This is a genomic window from Pseudomonas laurylsulfatiphila (assembly GCF_002934665.1).
GTDB classification, from domain to species: Bacteria; Pseudomonadota; Gammaproteobacteria; order Pseudomonadales; family Pseudomonadaceae; genus Aquipseudomonas; species Aquipseudomonas laurylsulfatiphila.
In genome coordinates, this window is the sequence record NZ_NIRS01000001.1 from 560,736 (window position 1) to 586,417 (window position 25,682).

The window sequence follows — 25,682 nt, forward strand, 5'->3', positions numbered from 1 at the left end:
TCGAACGCGGCTTACAACGGCAACTTACATCGCCTTCCAATAATCGGCATCGGAATAATAAAAAGACCGATTACATGGAGAGTTTAAAATGCCCTTTACTCGTACTGCTCTAGCGTTGTCCCTCGGCCTGTTTTTTTTGCAGAGTCAGGCCCAGGCGGCGCCGCCGCTGTCGCTTACTAACGGCAACTCCGAGCTGACTGCGCAAATCAGTAATGCCTGGATTGAAATCAACAAGACCGCGTTAGAGCACAATATCCGAACCCTGCAAGCGGAGCTGGCCGGCAAGTCGAAACTCTGTGCGGTACTGAAAGCCGACGCTTATGGCCATGGTATCGGGTTGGTGATGCCTTCGGTGATCGCGCTCGGTGTACCCTGCGTGGCGGTCGCCAGTAACGAAGAGGCGCGAGTGGTTCGCGAAAGCGGCTTTAAAGGCCAGTTGATCCGTGTTCGCACCGCTTCCCTGGGGGAGCTGGAAAATGCTCTGCAGTACAACATCGAGGAACTGGTTGGCAACCTCGATTTCGCCCGCCAGGCGGCCGATCTTGCACATAAGCACGGTCGCAAACTGCAGGTGCACATCGGCCTCAACTCAAGCGGCATGAGCCGTAACGGCGTGGAAATAGCCACCGAACAGGGCAAGAAAGACGCCGTGGCAATCACAAAGGTACCGAATCTGGAAGTGGTCGCAATCATGACCCACTTCGCGGTGGAGGATAAGGACGACGTACGCAAGGGCCTGGCAACCTTCAACGAACAAGCGGCCTGGCTGATGGACGTGGCCCAGCTCGATCGCAAGAAAATAACCCTGCACGCGGCCAACTCCTTCGCCACCCTGGAAGTACCCGAATCGCGCCTGGACATGGTGCGCACGGGCGGCGCGTTGTTTGGCGATACCGTCATTTCGCGCACTGAATATCGGCGCGTAATGCAATTCAAGTCGCATGTGGCCTCGGTCAATGACTATCCCGCTGGAAACACAGTGGGTTACGACCGCACCTTCACCCTGACACGTGATTCGAAACTCGCGAACATCACGGTCGGTTACTCCGATGGGTATCGCCGCGTGTTCACCAATAAAGGCGTGGTATTGATCAATGGGCATCGCGTGCCGGTGGTGGGCAAGGTTTCGATGAACACCGTGATGGTCGATGTCTCGGATGCACCTGACGTCAAGGCAGGTGATGAAGTAGTTCTGTTTGGCAAGCAAGGCACAAACGAAGTCAGCCAGGCTGAAGTCGAAGAGATCAACGGCGCGCTTCTGGCCGACCTCTACACCGTCTGGGGCAGTGCCAACCCGAAAATACTGGTCGAGAAGTAATCCCACCACCATCGTAAATTACCGGGCGCGCTCATTCGGGCACAGTTTTGCCAAGCGCGGAAAAACTCAAATGTATGGCAGGGACCGACAGGAGAGAGGTCGCATTCTCTTGTCGGAAGGTGACCATTATGTTTTTTCCGCGCTGACTCAACGTATCGCCGGTGACGGCACAGTCGCCTGAAATACTCACTACTGCGCCATGGCGTTTGATTTCGCCTGACCTCGGCGTTCAGAGGCGAAAGCGCACCTTACCTATCGTGCAAATGCTTTTTCAAGAATGACCGGGTTCGTTCATGGACAGGGTTTTGCAGGATCTCTTGCGGTGCCCCTTCCTCGACTACAACCCCGCCGTCCATAAAGACAATCCGGTCTGCAACTTCGCCGGCAAAGCGCATTTCATGAGTGACGATCAACATGGTCATGTGCTCCGCAGCGAGTTGCTTCATGACCAGGTTGACCTCTTCGACGAGCTCCGGGTCCAGTGCCGATGTAGCCTCATCGAACAGCATGACTTTTGGCTGCATCGCCAGTGCCCTTGCTATGGCAACGCGCTGCTTCTGACCGCCAGACAGGCGAGAAGGATACTCGTCGACTTTGTTGGCCAATCCAACTTTTGACAAATATTCCATTGCCAACTCACGAGATGCCTTCTTCGTAACCCCCTTGAGTTTTATCGGGCCAAGCGCAATGTTTTCACACACGGTCAAGTGCGGAAACAGATTGAAGTGTTGGAACACCATGCCCATCTGCTGCCGCACAGCGTTTATATGCTGTTCGAACGCACGACCTTTCAATGGCCGATTGACTTGCTCGCCCTCTAACCAGATCTCGCCATCGTCAAGCACTTCCAGGTGGTTGATTGACCGCAGAAGCGTGCTTTTGCCAGATCCGCTTGGGCCGATGATGGCGACGATCTGTCCGCGAGATACCGAAAGATCGATGCCCTTGAGTACTTCAAGTGCTCCGTAAGCCTTGCGAGCGCCCTTCACCTCAACCATGAATTCTTTTCTGGTCATCGTGACATCTCTACCTTGTTTTCGAGAAGATGCAGGCCGGCTTCGAGAACAAGATTGGCTGCATAATAAATAACCGCAACAGTCAGATAAAACTCAAACGGGCTATAGGTCTCACTCACGGCAAGCTGCGCGCTATACACCAACTCCGCAATACCGATGATGGAAACCAGAGAAGTGTCTTTTAAAAGAACAATCAGGTTATTTCCCAGCGGCGCAATGGTCCTGCGAAGTGCCTGCGGCACAATGACGTAACGCTGGGTCTGTCCACGGCTGAGACCAATGGAGCGGGCACCTTCAATCTGACCCGGGTCGACTGACACCAACCCGGCACGAATAACGTCGGCGTTGTAGACGGCAAAGTGCAAACTAAGACCAATGATGCCAGCCACCAGCGCGGGAATATCGATTCCCACTTGCACAAGACCATAATAAATCAAGTACAACTGAAGAAGCAGTGGCGTCCCCATGAGCAACCACGTAATAAAACGCACGGGCAGCGCCAAAATCCTGGGCGCATAAAGAACGATGAGTGCAAAGGCTACCCCTGCCATCAAACTCAATAGGCTGGAACTTACAAACATCACGACCGTCCACCAAAGACCGGTCGCAAGCAGCTCGGAATAAGGTGTAACTATACTAAGATCCAGGCTTTGCATATGAATGCTCTCACCTTGCCGCGAAGCGATTATCGAGATAGTCAATAATGAATCTGACCGAGTAGACCATCACGATGTAAAGCAGTGCAGACACCATGAAAATCTCAAAAGGCTTGTACGTTGAACTGATAAAGCGTTGCGCCGTATATGAAAGTTCAACCACAGAGATCGTTGATACCAGTGCAGAACCTTTGATAAGAGCCACGGCGTTCACACCCAGCGGTCTTATCATCAACTTCGCAGCTTGTGGCAGCGTGATAAACCATAAGGTCTGGCCGCGCCCGAAACCAATCGAACGTGCCGCCTCCTCCTGGCCAGGGTCAACGTTGCTGATAGCGCCACGAATGGATTCGGCCATGTAAGCCGCGATGTTCAGGCCCAGGCCGATTACGCCTGCCGCAAACGGCTCCAGTTCAAGTCCTATCTGCGGCCCGCCAAAGTAGATGATGAACAGTTGAACCAGGCAGGGAGTGCCGCGAAAAACGCTGATGTAGAGCCTTGCAAGGCATCGAAAGGCGAGAACAGTGGACAACCGGCCAGCCACGAGCACGATTGCGACCAGAAACCCAAGCACCAGAGCAAGTACAGAGATCTGCACCGTAATCCAGGCCGCCTCCAGGAAAAACGGGAATGTGCGTTGTATGAGAGTCAGATCCATGAGCACGCTCGGAAAAGTCGGATTGACTGGCCCGACGACAAGTCGAGCCATGCTGAACAGCAATCAGCGGATATCGTTGCCAATCCACTTCATTGAGATCTTTTCGTAGGTGCCGTCAGCGAGCATGTCTTCAAGCGCCTTCTGCAGGGTCGCCTTGAGTTCGGGGTTGTTCTTGCGCAGGGCAATGCCCATGCCTTCGATGCCGCCATCGCTATCCGGGGGAGCAATGATGCGCACTTTCTGCCCTGTTTCCTTGACGGCGACCAGCACCGGAACACTGTCCATCACTATCGCATCGATACGCCCGGCCTCCAGATCGACCAGCATTTCCGGAAGACCCTTGTACGTTCTGACCTTCAGGTTGCCGCGGGCCCTGGCCCATTTATCGTGAGCGTCGCCGAGGGTCACGCCGACAGACACATCCTTGAGATCATCGAGGCTTTTGATCGAAGAATCTTCCTTCACTACGATCGTGCGGCCGGCATGGTAATAGGGCCCGACGAAATCCACGGCCTTCTGCCGTTCCGGGGTAATGGTCATGGAAGCGATAATGGCGTCATATTTTTTCGCCAGAAGACCTGCAATGATCCCGTCGAACGGCGTGGTAATGATCTTCACTTTTACTCCCATGCGCTCAGCCAGCGCCTCGCTGATGGAAGCGTCGAATCCGACAATCTGGTTCTGCTCGTTGGCAAAGCTGAAAGGAGAGTATTGACCGCTCATTGCGATACGGATTTCCTTGGAATCCTGGATCGACTTCAAATCATCAGCATGAACAACTGAAGTGGAAAGTAGCGCCGCTGCCGCCACGGTAGAAGCGACAATCAAACCCTTGAGCTTTTTGGTTAGCATTGGATGGCACCTTGGAAGAATTGTTTATTATTTTCTTGGGGTTATTCACCCGGCCTTCATGAAAAGTCTTGCATAGGCACTTCTGGAAAGCACCCGGCAAGGTGTCAGCCTGCCTGACACATTGCCGGAGTTGGCCGACACTATGTCGGGCCCGCCAGGTCAGCGCAGTGCGGCCTTGAAACTTTCGTCCAGGACCTCGAGCAGAAAGTCAGCATTTGCCTGACTGAAGATCATCGATGGGCGCATCTTCAGGACATTGTCATGGGGGCCTTCAGTACCGATCAAAATACCCCGCTCCCTGGCGCCATCGGCTACTTGTTTGGCCAACTGCGTGGCCGGAACTTTGGTCTTGCGATCCGTGACAAGTTCTATCCCGAGAAAAAGACCCTGCCCGCGCACATCGCCTATTGCATCGTAGCGCTGCTGCAATTTACGGAAGCCATCGAGCAGATAGTTGCCAATGGTCAGTGCGTTGAGTTTCAAGTTATCGCGCTCGATCACATCGAGTACCGAGAGCCCTACAGCACATGAAACCGGGCTGCCGGCAAAGGTATTGAAGTACTCCATGCCATTGTTGAAGCTGTCGGCAATTTCTCGCGTGGTCACCACCGCCGACATGGGATGGCCGTTGCCAATGGGTTTGCCCATGGACACGGCATCGGGAACCACACCCTGGGTTTCAAAAGCCCACCAGTGGCTGCCTACACGACCAAAGCCGACCTGGACTTCGTCAGCCAGGCAAAGACCACCCTCCGCACGCACCATTGCATAAACTTCTTTCAAGTAGTTTTCCGGGAAGAACAGTTGCCCGGCGACACTTGGAATGGACTCCGCCAAGAAGAACGCCGGCGCTCTGCCCTGCTTGCGCATGAGCTCGATCTGATCCGCCACGCTCTCGGCGTAACGCTTGCCAAGTTCCTCGAACGCCCAGTGATCCATGCCACGGTAGGCATCCGGGACGGCTGCCTCAAACACATGGTCTGCACGCCCTTTACCGGCTTTACGCTTGTATTTGTAGGGGCTCAGGTCGATCAGTTCCTGTGTCGTGCCGTGGTAAGCCCAATCCAGCACGATCGCATCGTTTCGTCCGGTGTGATTGCGCGCCATACGCAGCATGAGGCTGTTTGCTTCACTTCCTGAACAACCGAAGGAAGCTACCGTCAGACCTTCAGGCAAAGTGGCGGTGAGCCGCTCTGCATACTCGACGATATTGTCGTGCAGGTAGCGCGTGTTGGTGTTCAGGCGTGAGGCCTGGCGGGAAAGCGCCTGCACCACGTCCGGATGAGAGTGGCCGAGATGGCAGACGTTATTGAAGCAGTCCAGATACGCCCTGCCAAAGTTATCGATCAACCAGACCCCGTCACCGCGAACGAACTTGATCGGATCCGAATAGGAGATCGACAGGTTTGGCAGCAACAGCTCCTTGCGCTTGGCCACAAGCTCTGCCTTGGTGCGTCCGTCCTGGCTGTAGGTTTCCGCAGGAATCCCCGCGAGAATCGATGCATCGGGGAACAGGTCCGCCCATACCTCAAGATAAGCCCGCTCACCTACGCCGATGAACTCACCAGCTTTCAACCCGGTGTCAGTTGACATCTGAAAATGCACATGGGGAATCCACCCGCCATTTTCCGTATCAGCCCCCATGTATCCCACCAGCGCGCCAGCCTCCAGTCGGTCACCGGGCTTGAGCCGCGCCAAGGCTTCATGCGCCATGTGTCCCCACAGCGTCAGGAATGGCGGGCAACCTTCAGGCGAGTGCTTGAGCATGATCAAGCCGCCATAACCCAACGGCTCATGCTCGACCTCGACGCTCTGCACCACACCGGCAACAGGCGTATAGAGAGGCGTTCCAGCGGGCATGATCAAGTCGACACCGACGTGAATGATCCGGCGCTGTCCTTCAATGAACCGGGACTCAAACGCCGTGTCGGTGTAGATGGTTCTTTCCTCACCCCATGGCCCGATGCCGAGCGGCACCTTGTGCTCGGCAGAAAAATCACTCCACCACTTCGTTGCCTGCGCTGGACGCTGCTCGGCTGAAGCGATGGTCATCACATGCGAAGCATCGCCGAACGGGGCAATCACCTTGTTCATGGTCGCAGCCGATGGACGCACAATATCGGCGAAGGACTTGCTGTTTTCAGCCACCCAGCGGCGAACCGCACCCGCGCCTTCGATCGCGTCAAAACCACAGGCTTTGCGCAGGATCGCCGTCGCCAGTCGGGGGTTCATGCGATCCATCCTTTCCAGCAGGCGCCAGGCCGGCGCTTCGCTGATGCCAAGGTAAGGATTGTCTTGCGTACGGTCGCATCGCGAGGCCGATAAGGTGACGCTGGTGACCAGGCGCATCGCAATGAGATTGAAGAGGACGTCAAGCTCCTCCGGCTGCAAAGGGTACTTCTCGTGGAAACCGGCAGTGAGGGCGGCGGCCGCGCCGATTGGATCTTCCGTGTCGAGAATGGAATAGGCGCAGGTAATGGCAACTTCGGCAATCAGGATCGTATGGACCGCATCGCCGAAATCGATGACGCCCGAGACGTTCTGATGATTGCGGGAGTCGACGAGGATGTTCCAGTCATTGCCGTCATTGTGAATGACTTGCGCACGCAGACGCGAAAGCTTCGGTTGGACGTTTTGTTCGAAGCTTTCAATGAAGCGTTCCAGAATGGCCCTTCTGCCAGGATCCTTGACGAAGTGCAGGCGCGATCGCGAACGTGCGGCGTGACGCAAATCCCAGTCGATATCACGTACCGCACCGGGATGTATGAAGCCCTGAAGTGCGCGATCAATTTCACCGAACGATTGGCCAAGGCTGCGCATCAATTCGAAGGTACGCTTGACCTCGGCCAGCGGCGTTCCGTGCAACCAGCTCACCAGGCGCACCGCATGGGTTTCGCCCGAGGGCGCTACCGCAGTGGCGAGGTATTCACCGGCAAGGCTTTTCTTCAGAAAAGGCACGGTAAGCTCGGGATTGTGAGTGGCGAGATGGCTGAGAATGGCCGTCTGAAACTCGCTTTCAACGCGCGGTTCAGTCGAATTGACGACCTTCAGAATCCATCCCGCATCGGTTCCGGTATTCAACCGGTAGTTGCGGTCGCGCTCGCCATCCAGAGGCGTGGCCGTACCAATAACGTTGAAAAGCTGCTCACTGAGTTTTTCGGCATCCCCGGTCGAGAACTGGGGGGCAGGATGGGAAAGATTTGTCATGGTAGTTGTTTTCCAAGCCATTTTTTTCAGATAGCTTGGCACGCAACGCCTGGGACGGCAGTAGGTATACGGTCGGCTTGCGCCTGCATATTGCCGGAATCGACCGGCACAATTTCGGCAGCAAAATTAGGGAGTTCTGATGCGCGACCTGGACACGAAAGATCGCGAAATACTCGAAATTCTTTCCAAGGAAGCCCGGATTGCCCTGAAGGCTTTGGCAGCGAGAATCGGGCTCTCAAGAAGCGCTACCAGCGAACGGGTCATCAACCTTGAACGCAATGGCGTGATCAGAGGCTACCGCGCTGATATCGGTGAAATCGACGCCAACGTGATTCGCGCAATCCTGCTGGTCTGCCTCAAGCGCACGCCTGCAATGGGCCTGCTCGATCTACTTGCACAAAACTCGCAGGTCCGTCGCGTGTCCTCGGTCAGTGGCCAACTCGACCTGGTCATCGAGATCGAATCGCGAACCATCGATGACCTGAACCGGGTCAGAGATGCCGTCGCCAGTCACGATTACGTTGAAGACATCACCACCGCCGTCGTTCTGCGGCGCGATATTGATCGGCAGAGTTCCTGATTTGCCTGGAGGGAGAAGACTGAGACCAGCTCCCCCCTCCTGCTCAGACCCTTCACGCAATCCCCGGGAACTGTAGGAGCCGGCTTGCTGGCGATGGACTCCAGTACGCCGCGTTCATCCAGTTCACACGCGCTATCGTTAACGTCCATCGCTGGCAAGCCAGCTCCCACAAGGGACCGCGCCCACGCTGAAACTGTAGGAGCCAGCCTGCTGGCGATGGACTCAAGTGCGCCGCGTTTATCCAGTTCACACGCGTTATCGTTAACGACCATCGCTGGCAAGCCAGCTCCCACAAGGGACCGCGCCCACGCTAAAACTGTAGGAGCCAGCCTGCTGGCGATGGACTCCAGTGCGCCGCGTTCATCCCGTTCACACGCGTTATCGTTAACGACCATCGCTGGCAAGCCAGCTCCTACAATGGACCATGCCCACGCTGAAACTGTAGGAGCCAGCTTGCTGACGATGGACTCCAGTGCGCCGCGTTCATCCAGTTCACACGCGTTTTCGTTAACGACCATCGCTGGCAAGCCAGCTCCTACAAGGGGCCCTGCCCACGCTGAAACTGTAGGAGCCAGCCTGCTGGCGATGGACTCCAGTGCCCCGCGTTCATTCAGTTCGCACGCGTTATCGTTAACGACCATCGCTGGCAAGCCAGCTCCCACAAGGGACCGCGCCCACGCTGAAACAAACTGTAGGAGCCGGCTTGCTGGCGATGAACTCCAGTACGCCGCGTTTATCCAGTTCACACGCGGTATCGTTAACGACCATCGCTGGCAAGCCAGCTCCTACAAGGGACCGTACCAACACTGTAGGAGCCAGCTTGCTGGCGATGGACTCCAGTACGCCGCGTTCATCCAGTTCACACGCGTTTTCGTTAACGTCCATCGCTGGCAAGCCAGCTCCTACAGAGGATTGTGTCCACGCCGAAAGTCCCCTCGATTCATGATCAATCCGGCAACAGTGTTTATCCCGCCGAGCGATTTTTGCGCCCCTGCCAAACGCCTAACATCGACTCCACCCAAATGAATAATCCCCGGGATAACGCTTAAACCACGAGGTAAAGATCATGAAAATGTTGAACATCGCACTCTTGCTTGCGCTCGCCAGCGCCGGCACCCAAGCCTTTGCAGACGACAGCCACTCGACTGCTGCCGCCAGCCAACCGCCAGTTGAAACCTACACCTACGGCACCCGGCTTGATATCAAACGCGTCATCGAAGTATCGGAAATCGCCAATGAATGCGGACCGGTGCCGGCGCGCATGACCTATGAAGATTCCCGGGGCCAACGCCGTACCGTCGAATATCAAGTGATGGGCACCGGCTGCTCGAACGGGTGAGCACTGTATGGACGATGGAGGGTCGACACTCCATGCGTACAGCGCCAGCTACACCGATGCACCGACAATTTTTTCATCAGACGCCAGCAACCCCGGAATGGAATGCTTGAGAAATTCCACCCAGGTTTTTATTTTTGCATCCACGAACTTGCGTGACGGGTAGATCGCAAACAGGTTCAACTCTTCAAGCCGATACGCCGGCAATACGCGCACCAACGTCCCCGCCCGCAGGCCCTCGACGGCCGATGCAATCGGTTGAATGCCAATCCCCATCCCGTTCTTGATCGCGAAGGTCATGGCGTCAGCCGTGTTGACGTGAAAGGGCGACACCGGCGTGCTGAATGTCTCTGTCCCCTGCGGGCCTTCAAATACCCAGTTCTCGGCCGGCATGACCGTGTTGACGATTCGCAGGCAATCATGGCCGGCGAGTTCACCCGGCGACTCGGGAATCCCGCGTTGGCTCAGGTACTCGGGCGAGGCGCAGAGAATGCTGTAGGTGATGCCCAGCCGCTGGGCGACAAAGCCGGAATCGGGCAGGTCCCGCGCCAGCACGATCGACATGTCATAGCCCTCCTCGAGCAAATCCGGCAGGCGATTGGTCACGGTCAGGTCAAACAACACCGAAGGCCAGGTTTGCCGGTAGCGGGCGATGGCGCCGATCACGTAGTGGTTGCCGATGGCGGACATGGCGTGGATTTTCAGTCGGCCTGCGGGCATGACCTGGGCCGTGCCCGCCTCTGCATCGGCCTCACGCAGGTCCTCCAGGATCCGCTCGCAGCGCTGCAAATAGCGCACACCGGCTTCGGTCAATGCCAGGCGCCGGGTGGTGCGGTTGATCAAGCGCGTCTGCAGCCTGGCCTCCAGGCTGGAAACGGCTTTTGATACGTTGGTCGTGGTGGTTTCCAACATCGCGGCCGCCGCGGTGAAGCTGCCGCTTTGGGCCACCGCCGCGAAACAGCGCAGGGTCTGAAAAACATCCATTGGTTTCACCTCCAGGGATAGGCAGACAGGACGGTCCCGTGACGCACCGCCCTGATCTCAGGCACTACGGCTTGCGCGCAATGAATCCGGGAACACCGGTTTCAACCACCGAGTTGAAGCGTATACGGGTTGTGATGTCTTGTTGAATCTCGATCATGGCCCTGAGCGGCAAAGTCGAGATATCGATGTTTTCCCGGATATGGCTCGGCGTTGCCGAGGTGGTCAGGAACGCCACCCCGCGTTGCACCGACCAGGCCAGCGCGACCTGGGCCGGGGTTTTCTGCACACGCCGGGCGATGCCGGTGAGCACCGGGTCTGCCAGCACATTGGGCTGCATGCCATGTCCCAATGGCGCAAACGCCAGCACGATAATCCCGTGCGCCTTGCAGAACTCAAGCAGTTCCCACTCCGGCAAATAAGGGTGGGACTCGACCTGCACCACGGCGGGTTTGATCCGGGCGACGGCGACCAGCGCCTTCAGCGCCTCCAGCGTGATATCCGACACCCCGATGGACCTCGCCCGCCCCTCATCCACCAGGCGCTCGAGCGCCCGCCAGGTTTCGATCAGCGTCACGCCGGTGTCGTAGATGACGTTGCCCAGCGCGTCCCTCGGGTCCTGGTTGTCGCCGGGTTGAAAGGCAAACGGCGTGTGGATCAGGTAGCAGTCGATGTAGTCCACTTGCAGGCGTTGGCAACTGGCGGCGAACGCGGGCTCGACGCGCTCGGGACGGTGGTTGGTATTCCACAGCTTGGTGGTGATGAACAGGTCCTCGCGGCGGACTTTGCCGGCGGCCAGCACCTGCGTCAGCGCCACACCGACCTGGGCTTCGTTACGATAACGCTCGGCGCAATCGAAATGGCGGAAACCGGCGGCCAGCGCTCCCTTCACGGCTTCAGTCGTGGTGGCGAGATCACGGAACAAGGTCCCGAATCCAACCGCCGGCATCTCGACCGCTCCATGGTTGAGCGCAAACCGGGTATCGCGCAGTCCGTCGTGAAAGGCTTCATAGGTCATGTGTCTACTCCAGGCCGCAGCCATTATTGATACGAAGGTGTCTGCCCGTCGCCAGAGGCAACGCGTTGCTCGAAGGTGCCGACAGCGTTACCGCCCAGGGCAACAAACAGCTGCACGGTGTCGAGGTACTGCGCGGTATTCACGCGGATCTGTCCCAGCAGTGCCTGCTCATAGGCACGCTCCGCTTCCAGGACCTGGAGGATGCTGTTCTCGCCTTGCGCAAAGGCTTGCTGGTTCAGCTGCAGACTGGTTTCGGCCGCGCGCAAGGCGTCGGTCTGGGCCAGGTGTTCTTCAGCGTCATGGTTGATCGCCTGCAAGGTGTCGGCGACCTGGCCGAACGAGTTGATGACCGTCTGTTGGTATCCGGCGAGCGTCGCCTTGTAGCCGTCGACGGCGGCCTGCTGCTGTGCCTTGAGCGTGCCGCCATCGAAGATCGGCCCGGCCAGCCCGGCAGCGAAACCCCAGAGTGCCGCGCCGCCATTGCCCGACGCCGCCTGCGCCAGGGACGCCGACAACGTGACGTGGGGATAGCGGTTCGCCGTCGCCACGCCCACTGCCGCGCTGGCCATGTGCAGTTGCGCCTCGGCCTGCAGCACATCCGGGCGGTCGTGGGCCATTTCCGAAGGCAGGCTCACCGGCAGGTTCGACGGCAGGGCGAACTCGCTCAAGTCGAAGTCGGGAGCGATCCAGTCCGCCGGCCCCTTCCCCGCCAAAATCGACAGCGCATGGCGTGCCGCATCGCGCTGCTGAGCGAGAGGCGGCAACAGCGTGCGGTCCTGGGCGAGCCGGGTCTCGGCCAGCGACACATCGATCTGCGTGGTGCTGCCGTTGAAGTGTGCCATGCGCACCAGCTCAAGGTTTTTCGCATCGTTGGCGAGCAGTTTTTCCACGGCTTGCATCTGCGCGTTGGCCGAGGCCAACAGCAAGGCCTGGCTGGCAACGTTGCCGGTCAATGTCAGGTACGCCGCTTCGTAGCGGTGTTTTTGCAGCTCGGCAAACGCCTGCTGCTGCTCAATCAGACGCTGGTTGCCGCCGAACACATCAAGGTCGAACCCCACCCGCGGGCCAATCGCATAGAAGTTGGCGATCGAGGGCTCTTTGGCGTTGTGCAGCCGCTGACGACCGGCCACGGCAGCGAAATCGACCTGCGGATAAAGCGCACCCTGCGCCGCCGCGACAGACGAAGCGGCCTGGCGGATCGTTGCGTCGGCGGCCACCAGGTCCAGGTTGCCGTCGATGGCACGACGCACCACCTGGTCGAGTTTGCGCGAGCGAAAGGCAGACCACCAATCGCCACTGACCTTCTTGCCGAAGTCGATGCGTGGATCGGCACCCTGGGCAAGACGATGCTCGGCCTGTGGGTCATAGTGCTGCGATGTACTCGCTGGCGGTGTTTGATAGTCGGGGCCAACGGTGCAAGCCGTCAGCAAGAAAAGCAGCGACAACGCCGCGATCTTCGTTTGCAGCAAGTATCGGGTGATGACCAGCGCACAAGATTTCATTTGGCGAACTCCACGAAAACTAATTGGCCGCAACAGGCTTGCGAAGAAACAGCACCAGCGGGCTCACCACCAGCATCACCACCATCAGGATCTTGAACTGGTCGACCACGGCGATGAACGCGGCCTGGCCGGTGATCATTTCGTTGAGCCCCTCCAGCACCTGCAACGGCGCCGAGGCCAGCGACTGCGTGGCGGTGCGGTACGGCGTGAGGTTGCTGACCAGCGCCATGTGCATGGCCTGGGTGTTGTTGAAGAAAAACAGCTGCACGATCGCCACCCCCAGCGTGCTGCCGTAGACCCGGGCCAGGTTGAACAGGCCGGTGCCTTCGGCGCGCAGCGCGGGGTCGAGGGTACTGAACGCGACGTTGCTCACCGCCGGCATCAGGATGCCCAGGCCCGCGCCCTGGATCGCGCCGGCGACCGCCACGGGCCACTCGTCCATCAGCGGCGAATAGCCGAGCATCAGCCAGTTGGCATAGATCACGATGGCGATACCGGCGGCCACAAAGAGACGACGGTCGAAGCGCTGGGGCAGCCGCCCCATCAGCAGGAAGGCACCGACCAGGCCCACGCCACGAGGGATCGTCAAGGCGCCCGTGGTGTCCGGCGGGTAGCCGAGAATCTCGTCGAGCATCGGCGAGGTCAGGGCCATGGTCGACAACAGCACAAAACCGAGGGCGAAAAAGATCACTGTCGACAGCACGAAGTTGCGGTCCTTGAGCAGGTGCTTGTTGAGGAAGTGCACGTTCGAGGTCAGCACGTGCACCACGAACAGGTAGAACCCCAGCGCCGACGCCACGGCTTCCAGCCAGATCTCGGGCGAGGCGAACCAGTCCAGTCGTTCACCCCGGTCGAGCAGCATCTGCAGGCTGATCAGGCCGAGGGTGAAGGTGCCGAAACCGAAGAAATCGAACGCCGGAGGTTTTTCGGCTTTCTTCTCGGTCAACAACAGCGCCGCCACCAGGAAGATAAACACCGACAGTGGCACGCTGAGGTAGAACATCGGGCGCCAGCCGAAATGTTCGGCGATCCAGCCACCGATACTCGGGCCGCTGACGATGCCGAACAGCACGATGGCGGTCCAGCTCACGCCGAACTTCGCACGCTTTTCCAGCGGCAAGGTTTCCAGGGCGATCGCCATCGACAGCGGCGCCAGTACGCCGCTGGCAATGCCTTGAACGATGCGCGCGCCGACGAATTCCAGCGGAGTCGTCGCCACCGTGGCGAGCAGCAAGCCCAGGACAAACAACGCCAGCGCCCACTGATACACCCACTTCAAGCCAAAGCGTGCGGCCAGCCACTGGGCCAGCGGCATGCTGATCGCACTCGCGGCCAGGTACGAGGTGAAAATCCAGCCCGCCTGATCGTCGGTCATCGACAGGCTGCCCTGAATCAACCTGAGTACCGCGTTCGGCAACGGCAGATTGGCCGACTGCATATAGGTCGCCAGCAAAGCAGCGAACCTGAGGGAGCGCGCACCCTCCCCGCCGGGGCTTACTATCGCTTGGGCGTTCATCAGAAGTTACCTGCGGTCAGCAATGCCTTGAGCGGATGCCACCAGGGGCTGCGAAACCGGGTGTCGATCTTTACCGTGGCGCTGGTCCCGGAGAACAGCGGCAGCGCCGGGTCCACTTCGTCGAGTTCAAGCCGTACTGGCACCCGCTGCGTCACCTTGACCCAGTTGCCGGTCGCGTTCTCCGGTGGCAGCAGGGCGAAATCCGAACCGGCCCCCGGGCTCATGCTGGTGACGTGGGCCTTGAACACGCGATCCGGGTAGGTATCGATGCGGATGGTGGCTTGCTGGCCAGGGCGCATGTGGGTCACGTCAGTCTCGCGGAAGTTGGCCTCGATCCAGATCTCGTGACCGGACAACAAGGCAAAGGCCGGCGCGCCGTTGTTCAGGTAGTTGCCCACCTGCAGGTCGTCGACCTTGGCCACGATGCCATCCTGCGGCGCATACACCGTGGTGTACGAGAGGTACAACTGCGCCTCGTCGAGCTGCGCCTGGGCTTCGCGCACCGTCGGATGGCTATCGGCCTCGATGTTCGGATTGCCGTTCAGGGCCACCACGGTGCTGGCGATCTGTTGCTCAATGGACGCGATCCGTTGCCGCGCCACCTTCACGTCAGTGTCGGCCCGTTCGTAGATCGACTTCGAAACGAACTCGGTCGCGACCAGTGCTTTCTTGCGGGCAAAATCCTTCTGGTCGAAGTCAGCCGACTCTTTTGCCGATTGCAGTTCCGCCTGTTGCTGGCGATAGCTGGCCTTGAGTCCGTCGATCCGCAGCCGCGCCACGCTCAGTTGCGCTTGCGCACGGTCGACGGCGATCTGGAAGGGTTTCGGATCGATCCGGAACAGCACCTGGCCCTTGCTGACCTGCTGATTGTCCTCGACGGCGATCTCGACCACCTGCCCGGAGATCCGCGCATTGATCGACGCCTTGGCCACTCGGGCGTAAGCGTTGTCGGTCGACACATAGGCCTGGCCCGACACATGGTGGGCATAGCCCAGCGCCGCGAACAGGAGGGGAACACCCACCATCAGCCAGGGACGCAACCTCTGTTTCAGCGGTTTTGCGGTGGCTGCGCCGAGCGGGTTCGGGTCAGGCTGCCCGAAGGTCTGTGAAGCCGGGATATCGAAGGGTTTGGTCATGATCGAGTTCACCTTTAGCCGGGTAATCGGGCCCGCATCGGCAACAAGCGGCGACGGCCCGGGGGTCAATAAATGCTGTAAACAAGCAAGCCCGTGCGCGGTCGGGAGGATCGCTCCCAGCGCGTCGGTTTCGTCGCCGCAACACTCAGTTCGAGCCCGGCTACAACAAACCCTGGATCAAGGAATTTCTGATTCCTTAATTTTGTGCGATGGTGTAAGAATATCCCTCGCCCCATCTCCCCACAAGGATTTTGTACGACATGGCACAAAATAAATCGACAGAGGGCAAAGGCCGCGGCCGCCCTCGGGCCTACGACCCGCAGACCGCGTTGCAGCAGGCACTCGGTGTGTTCTGGAACACCGGCTATTCCGGCGCGTCCCTGGACAGCATCGCCACCGCCGCCGGCATGAACCGCCCCAGCCTCTATGCGGCATTCGGCGACAAGCACGCGCTCTACATCAAAGCGCTGGAGCAATATTGGGAGTTTGCCGCGGCGGCCATGCATGAGGCGCTGACGGACCTGAGCCTGCCGCTGGCCGAGGCCTTGCAGCGTTTCTACGAGGGGCAGTTATCGATTTACTTCTCGGGCGATGGCCAGCCCCGCGGTTGCTTCGCCATCGGCACGGCAACCACCGAAGCCGTCGAGGACCCGCAGATTCGCGAAGTGCTGTCCGACCGTTTGAGCCGGCTGGATGCCGATCTGGAAGTACGCCTGCAAGCGGCGAAAAATGCTGGCGAGTTGAAAGGCGATGCCGACCCGGCCGCCCTTGCCGTGCTCGCCTCGTCCCTGCTTCACAGCATTTCGATACGTGCCCGGGCCGGTAAATCCCGAGCCGAGCTGACAGGGCTCGCACGCCAGGCGATCAGAGTGATCTGCGGTGAGTGAAAGACTCGAGGATATTCTTGCCGAGGAGCTTGCCGTAATCTTTTGCGGCATCAATCCCGGCATGACCGCCGCCGCCCAAGGGCACCATTTTGCCGGGCGCGGCAATCGCTTCTGGCGCACGCTCCATCTCGCCGGGTTTACCCCCGGGCAAGTGCAACCGGAAAACGACCGGACACTCTTGCGCTATCAATGCGGATTGACCGCAGTGGTCGAGCGGCCGACGGCCAGCGCCGATCAGTTGTCCTTGCACGAGTTCAGCGCCGCCGCAGCGGGCTTCGAACAGAAAATCGCCCGCCATGCGCCGCGTTTCGTGGCATTCCTGGGCAAGGCCGCGTATTGCGCGCTGTCCGGTCAGCGCGAGGTTGCCTGGGGTCTTCAAGCGAAAACCTTCGGCAACGCTGCGGTCTGGGTCCTGCCGAACCCCAGCGGCAGAAATCGTGCGTTCAGCCTTGAGCAACTGGTCGCGGCGTACCGCGAGCTGCGCCTGGCCATCGACGAAAACCGGCCGCAGTGATCACGCCGGAGGAATCGTCGCCAGCACACCGATCAGGATGGTCAACAGCAGAAAACCGCCGAGAAAAATCGTCATCTTGGCCATGCGGCCTCCCACACTATGAATTGGCGGTACAGCGGGCGCCGAATGCTGCCGTACCGGAGATTTATTGTGGGCTGGCGGCTGCATCCGTTACAGAGGCAGATTGCACTGAAAAATACGGATCAGATGCGCTTTCAGGCTGTGCTTTCGGGCGTATTGCACAGAGGAGTTTGCGGCTGACATCCACAAAAGGCGTGACGATCAAACCCTTCATCGTCAGGTAACGCTCGTGATCCTGCTCCCCGGTGCCGAAATGGATGACCTCGGGTGTGGACCGGGTGACGTACAGCGTGCCGAACATCCAGTCCCACAGCGACAGGTTGATGCCGAAGTTCTTGTTGAAGTGTCGTGGCGCATCGCTGTGATGAATCTGATGTTGCGCCGGGCTGCTCAACACCCGCTCAAGCACTGGCCCGAAGGACAACCAGACATGGCTGTGACGCAGGTTGGCCGCCAGGCTATTGAAGATGAACACCATGTAGGTCACGCCAAACAATGTGTAGCGGCTGATCTCTCCCCCGCAGGCGTACCAGAAGACACCGGCAAAGGCGCCGACACAGATGATGTCCGTGAGCTTTTCGACCACTTCTTCCAGAAAGTGCACGCGGCTGGCCGTCGCCGGCACCAGCACGGGCGCCGAATGATGGACTTTGTGGAAGGCCCACAGATACCGCGAATGAAACGCGCGATGGCCCCAGTAATGGCTGAAATCCTTGACCAGGAATACCCCCAGTCCATAGAGCAGAGTCAGCGCCAGGTGCTCCTCCACTTGCGTGCGCGCGCCCCACAGCCGGGTGAAGAAGGCGATGTAGTCCGCCGAGCGCAGCACGTACGGATCGACCAGTGCGACGATGGGCAGCACCAGGACAACCTTGAGGATGGCCAGTACGAAGTAATAGCGGTAGTCGAGCAGCGCCGAGCGGTGCAGGTAAACCCGGCTGCCACCGATGAACTGAACGAAGGAATGCGCGTCGGTCAAACCCCGCGATTTACGGTGCCGGAACAGGCAATAAGCGACGCTGTAAGACATGCAGAGAAAGGATAGACCGAGTCTGCCGTTGAAGTCGAAAATGCCCAGGAACTGCCGGGTGACCGGCTCGATCACCCACTGGGATAAATAAAGATGGATTGCGGCAAGAACATCCATACCGGGCTGCCCAACGTAAATGGAAGGGCAATTGTAAATGAGAATGAGTCTTTAGTGTGCTGAATTATGTCCAGTTGTCAGCCGCCCAGCGCAATGATCGCAAGGATCAACACACCTCCCGTAGCGGCCATGATCACCCCACCCTGCCACTGCGTGGCGCCAGCGTATCTGGCGAGCATCCAGCCGGCGATGAACAGCACCACGAGTCCGATCAGGTTGGACAAGCGGATGGCGAGTGCGGTCTGGTCGAGCAGTATGAACGGCACCACCAGCGGAAAGGTCGAGCACACCACCAACAGGAAAACACCGAACGCCCCCCTGAAGTCGGTCCAGCCGAGGCCGGCCCTGATCGGCAAGGGCGGCTGCTCGAGCAGCCGACGACGCAACAGCTCCAGGCCCTCGCTGCCGGCCGCCGTCGCGAATTGCAACGGCAGTACTTGTGCAATGAGCGCCTGACCGGCCGCGGCGTCCGCGCCATTGCGCAAGGCCAGGTACAGCTTGATCCGGCGCGTGCGCTCGACCAGTGCACGCAACAGGTACATGACCGCATCGGCCAGTCCCCAGGCGAGATTGCAACCGAGCGCGGCCAGCATCATCGTGCGTTCGGCGGCCTGGTCTGCCGTGGCCACGCTGATGGTGCCGGTGAACGTCATGGCCATCAGCAGGCCGAAGATCACCTCGGTAATGCGCTCGACAGGGTCAAGTACAGGCGCCCTTTCGAATTGACCATTGCCTGGCATGAGTACACCTCCCCTTGGGCTAACTGCACGATACCGGTCGACGCGTCGGCCAGGCACCGGGTGCCCGGGCTGGAGATCCGCATCCCCGTCAAGTGTAGATTGAACGACTACACTCATGCGCACACGTTACCTGCTTCAATAGGAGTGATTCATGCTTGATTACTTCGCGCTGGGCATACTGATCTTTGTCGGGCTCGTCCTGTTCTACGGGATCATCCTGCTCCACGACATCCCCTATGAAATTGCCGTCCACCGCAACCACCCTCACCAGGATGCTATCCACGCCACCGGCTGGGTCAGCCTGTTCACCCTGCACGCGCTCTGGCCGTTCCTGTGGATCTGGGCGATGGCCTATCGAGAGGACCGGGGCTGGGGTTTCAGTGACGGACACTCACCCAAGAGCCATGTGGTTCACCTCGAACAACAGGTCGCCGAACTGCAAGGCCGGATCGAGCGCCTCGAGGCGGCGACGGGCACGACGCAGAGAAGACAGCCAACGGACAATCTCGGCGAGGGCATTTGAGCCATGGATCTCTTACTCATATTGACGTATGCGGCACTCTGCGTTGCCATCTTCAAGATCTTCCGCATCCCCCTGAACAAATGGACGGTGCCCACGGCGGTGCTGGGCGGGATCGTGATTATCGGCGCGCTGATTTTCACGATGAACTACAACCACCCCTACTCCGAAGTGGCGCGTTCCTATTTCGTATCGGTTCCGGTGATTCCCGTGGTCAGTGGCCAGGTGATCGACGTGCCGGTCAAGACCAACCAGCCCCTGGAAAAAGGCGATGTGCTGTTTCGCATCGACCCCGCGCCCTTCGAGTACCGGGTGAAATCCCTCAAGGCACAGCTGATTGCCGCCCAGGCCGATCGTGCCCGAATCACCGAGTTGATCAAGCGTAACTTCAGTACCCAACGTGAACTGGATATGGTGATCGCTCGCAGTGACGACCTGAAGGCACAACTGGACAACGCGCAGTACGAACTCGACAACACCACGGTGCGTGCGCCCAGCAAAGGCTTCGTCACCCATGTTTCGCTGCGTCCGGGCATGATGGCGACCAAGCTGCCGCTGCGCCCCTCGATGGTGTTCATTCCCGCCGAAGGGCATTACTTCTCGGCGTGGATGCGGCAGAACAGCCTGTTGCGCCTGACCGAGGGCGATGAGGCCGAAGTCGCTTTTGACGGCATTCCCGGGAAGGTGTTCGAAGGCAAGGTCAAAACCGTGGTTTCGGTCATCGCCGAAGGCCAGATCCAACCTTCGGGCACGCTGATCGGTTTCACCGGTTCACCACCGGCCGGCCGGGTACCGGTGATCATTGAAATCACCGATCCCGACTATGCCCAGTACGCCGACCGGATGCCCGGCGGGGCCTACGGCCAGGCGGCGTTGTACAGCCAGCATTTCCATCACATCGCGATGATGCGCAAGATCCTCCTGCGCATGGCTGCCTGGATGAACTACATCTTTCCGTTCCACTAACCCGCTAGCGTCGGCAACTGGCTCAATCCTTGAATTGGGTCAGTTGCCGGTTCAGCGAACCGGCCTGGTCGCGCAGTTGCAACGACTGATCGAGCAGGCTGCGGATCGCGTGATCGTTCTGCTCGGAAATACGACTCACACCCTGGATCGCGACGGACAATTGCTCCCCTGTCGCGGCCTGGCTCTGGGTCTGGCGCGCCACTTCGCTGATGCGCGTCAGAATGTCCTGGGCATGCTGGCGGATCTGGTCCACACCCTGCGCCGACGTGGTCAGTTGCACGACACCCTGACGCACCGCCTCACCGACCTGCTGCACGTTGGCGACGGTGTTGCGCACATCCGAACCAATGGCCCCGATCATCTCGCCGATTTCCCCGGTCGAACGGCTGGTGCGCTCGGCCAGTTGCCGCACTTCATCGGCCACCACGGCAAATCCGCGACCCTGCTCCCCTGCCCGCGCCGCTTCAATCGCCGCGTTGAGCGCCAACAAATTGGTCTGGTCGGCGATGCTGCGGATCACCGCAATGATGCCGGCGATCTGCTGCGAACGTTTTTCCAGATCGCCCACGGCGCCCGCCACCACATCCATGGTCTGGTCGATGTGGGTGATGCCGGCGAGGGTCTGGCTCATGTCCCCGGAGATATGCGTGGTCAACATCTCGGTATTGCGCGCCAGTTGTTCCACGTCTTCGGCCTGCTGGGACATTTCCGTCACCGAGTGCGCCAGCGCCGTGACGCCGCTGGCCATTTCCTCGGTGGCCGTGTGTTGCGAGGTGGCGCGCTCGGCAACCGCCTGGGTGGTGTCGCCCAGGTGCGTGGAGATCTGCATCAGCGTCGCGCTGCTGTGGCGGATCGACCCCACCAGGTCCCCCAGGCGCTGGATGAACTGGTTGAACGCCCCGGCCAGCTTGCCGGTCTCATCGCCGCTGCGTTGTTCGAAACGCAGGCCCAGTTCGCCGCCCCAGGCCTGGATACCGACCGTCAGGCCCGACAGCGGACGAATCTGCCATGCCAGCAAATGCCAGAGCACAATGGCCAGCGCCAGCAGTGCCACCAGGCCGATGACCACCGCGGTATAGAGAAAGTGATTGATGCCGGCCATGGCTTCGGCCAGTGGATAAGCCACCATCAACGCCCAACTGTTCGGAGCCTTGCCGATGCGCACCGGTTGCAGCACATAGCCCCAGCCATCGCGCTGGAAATGATAGGGCTGGCCGGCCTTGATGGCGCTTTTGGCTTCAGCCGGCAAATCGTCGGCCGGTTGTGCCAGGCGCTTGGCATCGGGATGGCTGGCGTACAGCCCATCGCTGGAGACCAGCGCACCGTAGCCTTTATAGGCGTCGATTTTCGCCAACTGCCGGTTGATGTTTTCCAGCGGAATATCGACACCGGCCACCCCCAGCGCTTTGCCACCCTGCAACAGTGGCGCCATGATCGATACCAGCATCACCTTCTGGCCGTTGCCCGTGCTGTAGACATAGGGCTCGGTCGCCCATGACTGACGGGTGTGCAGCGGCCGGTAGTAGTACTGGTTATCGGCATTCTCCGGGGCGTAACCGCTCAGCGGCTCGGACTTCACCGAGCCGTTCGCGCGATTCCAGTACGTCAGGTAACGGCCCGTGGCGTCGTGGTTCGGCTGGTTGACGAAGTCACTGTCCTTGCCGTCGAACGCATCGGCTTCCCAGTATTGCCCCAGGCCCAACAGGTTCGGATTGGCCTCGAGCAACTGGCGCGTCATCGCATCAGCGGCCCGGCGCTCGACGTGCTGTTGCTGCATCGCCGTGGCGACACTGGCCAGCGACTCGGCCACGGTAAAGCCGGCACCCAGTTCAACTTCGACTTCCTTGGCATTGGCCTTGACGATGGTCTCGACCAGCGCAGAGGTTTCCTTTATCGACGTGCCATAAGCGATCCAGGCAATGGAACCCAGGAGCAACGCCATGACGACCACTGTTCCAGTCAGGGCCGTCCAGAACAACTTGAAGTGTAAAGAGCGGTTTGGCATGCACATTCTCTATTGGGCAAGGCGTCAGCCAGAGCGCCCAACGATGTGAATGCAGCTCCGCTGACCAAGGGGTGATGTTGTTATGCCACTATATAGAGACGCACCGTCACAGTGCAATGCAAATGACCGTTCGTCTGCCACTGGAATGCGTGAGGGAAAACAGGTTGCGGCAGGACCGCAGGAGAGGAAGAAGGTCAAACCGTGGCTTGCACCCTCGCGGAGCTTGAAGTATCGGGCGTGGCATTGAGGGGCGCGGCGCTAGAGAATCCAGTTGAGCAGCAGGTGCGAGGCAATCCAGGGCGACGCCTGGGTCACCGCCCATGCCAGCAGTGCGCATACGAACAGGTAGCCCGCAAAGAACTTGACCATCGCACTGTTTCCCATGCAACCCTCCCGGCTTTACAGCCATACGGGGCGTTCAATGCGAATGCGTAACCATTACGACGCCAGTCTCGCCCGTAAAGGATTCGATTGCCGAAATGGTTTGCAGTTCCATAGGCTGGGTAATTCACAGGCTTGCTCACCTGTTTGCATCAGACCTGACCCGTCATCGGCGACGGGAGGTCAGAGCGCTCAAAGGGTCAACGCCATCGCCAGTACGGCAGACAACGCCAGCATCATCAGCAACGCAACAACCATCAGACTCAACTGAGCGAGCTGCTTATAAAGGTGTGTCGATCTTTTCGTGATCAGATCAATGGATTTAGTCGTGGAAGCCATCACCCATTCTCCCTTTCCCGCCGTACATGTAATAGCTCTCGCGAACAATGGGCTGGGCTGGCCGTCGGTGGCGATCTGAATGATGTCTGCACGTTGGGTGCAAGCGCGTTGTCAGCCCGTGACGTGTTCCGGGAAGGAGCATCGTGCAGGGCGGGCTTGACCTGAACGGTAAGGCGATGGCGTTGCATGCTGGTGTCGCTCGCTTCATTTTTCACCCCTCGCGTCATACCGAATCAGGCGAGTCCCGCCGTCTCCATGATGTCCGGGACGAAAACTGTTGCGGGTACCAGGAGGTTAAGCAACGAATGAGCCATCATCACAGGGCCAAGAAAAAGTCCAAGTTAATGAACAAGCTGTTTGACGGCGTGCCAGGCGAGACGCAAATGTGGTGATAAAGGCCCAGTCAGCTGGGTGTAATAACCCATGTGTGGGGATGTAGGAGCGAGCTTGCTCGCGATAAACCCGAGAGCGCCGCGGGGTACCCGCCAACCCGCGTTATCGTTGACGACCATCGCGAGCGGGCTCGCTCCTACAGGGATTTGTGGCCGATCCCCCTTGCGGGGCACCTGCCAACCGGCGTTCACTTCAGGTACCACCCCCAGGGTTCGCCGTTGTAGCGGGTAATCTGCTTGGTTTCCAGGTAGTTGTTGTAGCCCCACTCACCCAGCTCGCGACCGATGCCGCTCTGCTTGTAGCCGCCCCAGGGCGCTTCGACGAAGGTCGGCTGCGAGCAGTTGACCCACACGATACCGGCGCGAAATCCGTGAGCGACCCGTTCGCAGCGCGGGATATCCCGGGACATGACCGCTGCCGCCAGACCGAACGGCGAATCATTGGCCAATCGGATCGCTTCGGCTTCCGTGTCGAAGGCGCGCAGGCACACTACCGGTCCGAAGATTTCCTCACGCCATACCGAGCTGTCCTCGGGGACATCGGCGAAAATCGCCGGCGTCAGGTAATAACCCTTTTTTAGATTGCCCGGCCGTCCGCCGCCCGACACCAGACGAGCGCCCTCTTGCTGACCGGCTGCAATGGCCGCCAGCACCTTGTCCAGTTGCCCCTGACTGACCAGCGGCCCGAGTTTCACCCCCTCCTCGAAACCCTGGCCGATCTGAATCTGCTCGGTCGCGGCAATCAGGCGTTCGAGCAACGCCGGGTACAACCCGCGCTCCACCAGCACCCGTGAAGTGGCTGAACAGACCTGGCCCTGGTTCCAGAAGATCCCGAACAGAATCCACTCCACGGCGGCTTCAATGTCGCTGTCGGCGAAGATCACGAAGGGTGATTTGCCGCCCAGTTCCAGGCTGATGTTTTTGATATCGTTGGCAGCCGCCTGCATGATCTTGCGCCCGGTCGGTACGCTGCCGGTGAAGGCGACCTTGTCGACATACGGGTGTTTGGCCAGCGGCGCGCCCGCCTCGCGTCCCAGGCCCGTGACCACATTCAGCACCCCGGCCGGCAACCCTGCCTTGTCGGCGATGCCCGCCAGTTCGAGGGCGGTCAATGGGGTCAGTTCCGATGGCTTGAGCACGACGGTGCAACCTGCCGCCAGCGCCGGGGCAACCTTCCACGAGGCCATCAACATCGGGAAATTCCACGGGATGATCGCCGCGACCACACCGACCGGCTCCTTGATCACCGATGACGTGAAGCGCGCATCCGGCACATCGATCGACTGTTCACCCTGTTGATCCGACTGCTCGGCCAACCCGGCATAGAAGTCGAAGCACCCGGCGGTGTCGGCGATGTCCCACAATGCTTCCGGCAATGGCTTGCCGTTGTCGCGCACTTCGATGGCGGCCAGTTCGTCCTGACGGTGGCGAATGCCCTCGGCGATACGGCGCAGGACCTCGGCCCGTTGCGCGCCGGACCAGCGTGGCCAGTCCCCCTCATCAAACGCCGAACGCGCGGCCGCCACCGCCCGGTCGACGTCCTCGAACGTGGCAGAAGCGACCCGCGCCAGCACCGACTCGTCACTCGGATCGAGCGTATCGAAAACACCGCGTTGAACCGGGACAACCCACTCACCGCCGATGTACAACCGTTGATAGTCACCCATGGGACACTCCTTGATCCTGCGCTGCCGACGCTGCTGGTACAGCTGTTCGGCGACCTGCAATTGCTCGCGGTCATTGACCCCGAGCACGTCGGTTTCCTCCACTTCCACGGCAGTCACCATCAACCCCGCTTCGTTGGCCAACGCCACCGCATCGGTGAGGTAGTACTCGCCCTGGGCGTTGTGGTTGCCGATACGCTCCAGCAACCACAGGCAGGTATCTGCCCGCAGGCCCATGACGCCGCCATTGCAGAAGTTGATGTCCAGCTC

The 25,682-nt window shown here is 59.6% G+C and carries 22 protein-coding genes and 2 pseudogenes; 7 read left to right on the forward strand and 17 right to left on the reverse strand.

Going from position 1 to position 25,682, the window contains the following annotated elements:
- The first annotated feature begins 88 nt into the window (after positions 1-88).
- Complete coding sequence (alr, locus tag CD175_RS02605; protein WP_104447547.1) at positions 89-1,318, forward strand: alanine racemase; 1,230 nt, start codon at positions 89-91, stop codon at positions 1,316-1,318.
- A 248-nt stretch (positions 1,319-1,566) separates the two neighbouring features.
- On the opposite strand, the gene CD175_RS02610 is transcribed toward alr, so the two are convergent.
- The 5 genes from CD175_RS02610 to CD175_RS02630 form a co-directional block, all read right to left on the reverse strand.
- Positions 1,567-2,334, reverse strand: a complete 768-nt coding sequence (locus CD175_RS02610; protein ID WP_007975219.1) for an amino acid ABC transporter ATP-binding protein — start codon at positions 2,332-2,334, stop codon at positions 1,567-1,569.
- Positions 2,331-2,990 carry an amino acid ABC transporter permease gene (locus tag CD175_RS02615; RefSeq protein ID WP_104447548.1) on the reverse strand — a complete coding sequence of 220 codons (660 nt, stop codon included), beginning with the start codon at positions 2,988-2,990 and terminating at the stop codon, positions 2,331-2,333. The genes CD175_RS02610 and CD175_RS02615 overlap by 4 nt, the downstream gene beginning before the upstream one ends.
- Positions 2,991-3,000: 10 nt before the next feature.
- The gene (locus CD175_RS02620) at positions 3,001-3,648 is read right to left on the reverse strand and encodes an amino acid ABC transporter permease (RefSeq protein WP_104448064.1); all 648 of its coding nucleotides are present in this window, start codon (positions 3,646-3,648) and stop codon (positions 3,001-3,003) included.
- A 63-nt stretch (positions 3,649-3,711) separates the two neighbouring features.
- Positions 3,712-4,500 (reverse strand): ABC transporter substrate-binding protein, encoded by a 789-nt coding sequence (locus tag CD175_RS02625; protein ID WP_104447549.1) that lies wholly within the window; start codon positions 4,498-4,500, stop codon positions 3,712-3,714.
- 159 nt (positions 4,501-4,659) lie between these two features.
- Positions 4,660-7,707, reverse strand: coding sequence for an aminotransferase class III-fold pyridoxal phosphate-dependent enzyme (locus CD175_RS02630; RefSeq protein WP_104447550.1), 3,048 nt, complete (start codon positions 7,705-7,707; stop codon positions 4,660-4,662).
- A 139-nt stretch (positions 7,708-7,846) separates the two neighbouring features.
- On the opposite strand from CD175_RS02630, the gene CD175_RS02635 reads away from it, so the two are divergent.
- Positions 7,847-8,287, forward strand: coding sequence for an Lrp/AsnC family transcriptional regulator (locus CD175_RS02635; RefSeq protein WP_007975212.1), 441 nt, complete (start codon positions 7,847-7,849; stop codon positions 8,285-8,287).
- A 1,066-nt stretch (positions 8,288-9,353) separates the two neighbouring features.
- Positions 9,354-9,626, forward strand: coding sequence for a DUF2790 domain-containing protein (locus tag CD175_RS02650; RefSeq protein WP_104447553.1), 273 nt, complete (start codon positions 9,354-9,356; stop codon positions 9,624-9,626).
- A gap of 48 nt (positions 9,627-9,674) precedes the next feature.
- Here the strand turns inward: CD175_RS02650 and CD175_RS02655 are convergent, their stop codons facing one another.
- The 5 genes from CD175_RS02655 to CD175_RS02675 form a co-directional block, all read right to left on the reverse strand.
- Positions 9,675-10,607, reverse strand: a complete 933-nt coding sequence (locus CD175_RS02655) for a LysR family transcriptional regulator (protein ID WP_104447554.1) — start codon at positions 10,605-10,607, stop codon at positions 9,675-9,677.
- Between the two features lie 64 nt (positions 10,608-10,671).
- Positions 10,672-11,622 (reverse strand): aldo/keto reductase, encoded by a 951-nt coding sequence (locus tag CD175_RS02660; RefSeq protein ID WP_104447555.1) that lies wholly within the window; start codon positions 11,620-11,622, stop codon positions 10,672-10,674.
- 23 nt (positions 11,623-11,645) lie between these two features.
- Positions 11,646-13,124: an efflux transporter outer membrane subunit gene (locus CD175_RS02665; RefSeq protein WP_104447556.1), complete on the reverse strand. Its 1,479-nt coding sequence runs from the start codon at positions 13,122-13,124 to the stop codon at positions 11,646-11,648.
- A 19-nt stretch (positions 13,125-13,143) separates the two neighbouring features.
- Entirely contained in the window at positions 13,144-14,640 is a 1,497-nt protein-coding gene (locus tag CD175_RS02670) for a DHA2 family efflux MFS transporter permease subunit (protein WP_104447557.1), read from the reverse strand.
- Positions 14,640-15,776, reverse strand: coding sequence for an HlyD family secretion protein (locus CD175_RS02675; protein ID WP_104447558.1), 1,137 nt, complete (start codon positions 15,774-15,776; stop codon positions 14,640-14,642). Before CD175_RS02675 ends, CD175_RS02670 begins: the two co-directional genes overlap by 1 nt.
- Positions 15,777-16,036: 260 nt before the next feature.
- On the opposite strand from CD175_RS02675, the gene CD175_RS02680 reads away from it, so the two are divergent.
- Positions 16,037-16,663: a TetR/AcrR family transcriptional regulator gene (locus tag CD175_RS02680; RefSeq protein ID WP_104447559.1), complete on the forward strand. Its 627-nt coding sequence runs from the start codon at positions 16,037-16,039 to the stop codon at positions 16,661-16,663.
- Positions 16,656-17,177: a G/U mismatch-specific DNA glycosylase gene (gene mug / locus CD175_RS02685; protein ID WP_104447560.1), complete on the forward strand. Its 522-nt coding sequence runs from the start codon at positions 16,656-16,658 to the stop codon at positions 17,175-17,177. Before CD175_RS02680 ends, mug begins: the two co-directional genes overlap by 8 nt.
- Positions 17,178-17,322: 145 nt before the next feature.
- Here mug and CD175_RS02690 read toward each other — a convergent pair whose 3' ends face one another.
- Positions 17,323-18,405, reverse strand: coding sequence for a sterol desaturase family protein (locus CD175_RS02690; RefSeq protein WP_104447561.1), 1,083 nt, complete (start codon positions 18,403-18,405; stop codon positions 17,323-17,325).
- A gap of 77 nt (positions 18,406-18,482) precedes the next feature.
- Positions 18,483-19,145: a hypothetical protein gene (locus CD175_RS02695; protein WP_102702492.1), complete on the reverse strand. Its 663-nt coding sequence runs from the start codon at positions 19,143-19,145 to the stop codon at positions 18,483-18,485.
- Positions 19,146-19,296: 151 nt separating this feature from the next.
- Between CD175_RS02695 and CD175_RS02700 the strand changes: the two genes are divergently transcribed.
- Together CD175_RS02700 and CD175_RS02705 are read left to right on the forward strand one after the other, a co-directional pair.
- Positions 19,297-19,668: a DUF3302 domain-containing protein gene (locus CD175_RS02700; protein ID WP_104447562.1), complete on the forward strand. Its 372-nt coding sequence runs from the start codon at positions 19,297-19,299 to the stop codon at positions 19,666-19,668.
- A gap of 3 nt (positions 19,669-19,671) precedes the next feature.
- Positions 19,672-20,631, forward strand: coding sequence for an HlyD family secretion protein (locus CD175_RS02705; RefSeq protein ID WP_104447563.1), 960 nt, complete (start codon positions 19,672-19,674; stop codon positions 20,629-20,631).
- A gap of 22 nt (positions 20,632-20,653) precedes the next feature.
- Here CD175_RS02705 and CD175_RS32025 read toward each other — a convergent pair.
- The 5 genes and pseudogenes from CD175_RS32025 to CD175_RS02715 all read right to left on the reverse strand — a co-directional run.
- Positions 20,654-21,190, reverse strand: a pseudogene (locus tag CD175_RS32025) (methyl-accepting chemotaxis protein); the annotation flags it as partial.
- Between the two features lie 324 nt (positions 21,191-21,514).
- Positions 21,515-22,642, reverse strand: a pseudogene (locus CD175_RS32030) (PDC sensor domain-containing protein); the annotation flags it as partial.
- Between the two features lie 252 nt (positions 22,643-22,894).
- Positions 22,895-23,020 carry a hypothetical protein gene (locus CD175_RS31850; RefSeq protein WP_256358990.1) on the reverse strand — a complete coding sequence of 42 codons (126 nt, stop codon included), beginning with the start codon at positions 23,018-23,020 and terminating at the stop codon, positions 22,895-22,897.
- Positions 23,021-23,209: 189 nt separating this feature from the next.
- Positions 23,210-23,356 (reverse strand): hypothetical protein, encoded by a 147-nt coding sequence (locus tag CD175_RS31280; RefSeq protein ID WP_167399494.1) that lies wholly within the window; start codon positions 23,354-23,356, stop codon positions 23,210-23,212.
- A 580-nt stretch (positions 23,357-23,936) separates the two neighbouring features.
- Complete coding sequence (locus tag CD175_RS02715; protein WP_240628913.1) at positions 23,937-25,415, reverse strand: aldehyde dehydrogenase family protein; 1,479 nt, start codon at positions 25,413-25,415, stop codon at positions 23,937-23,939.
- Between the last annotated feature and the right edge of the window lie 267 nt (positions 25,416-25,682).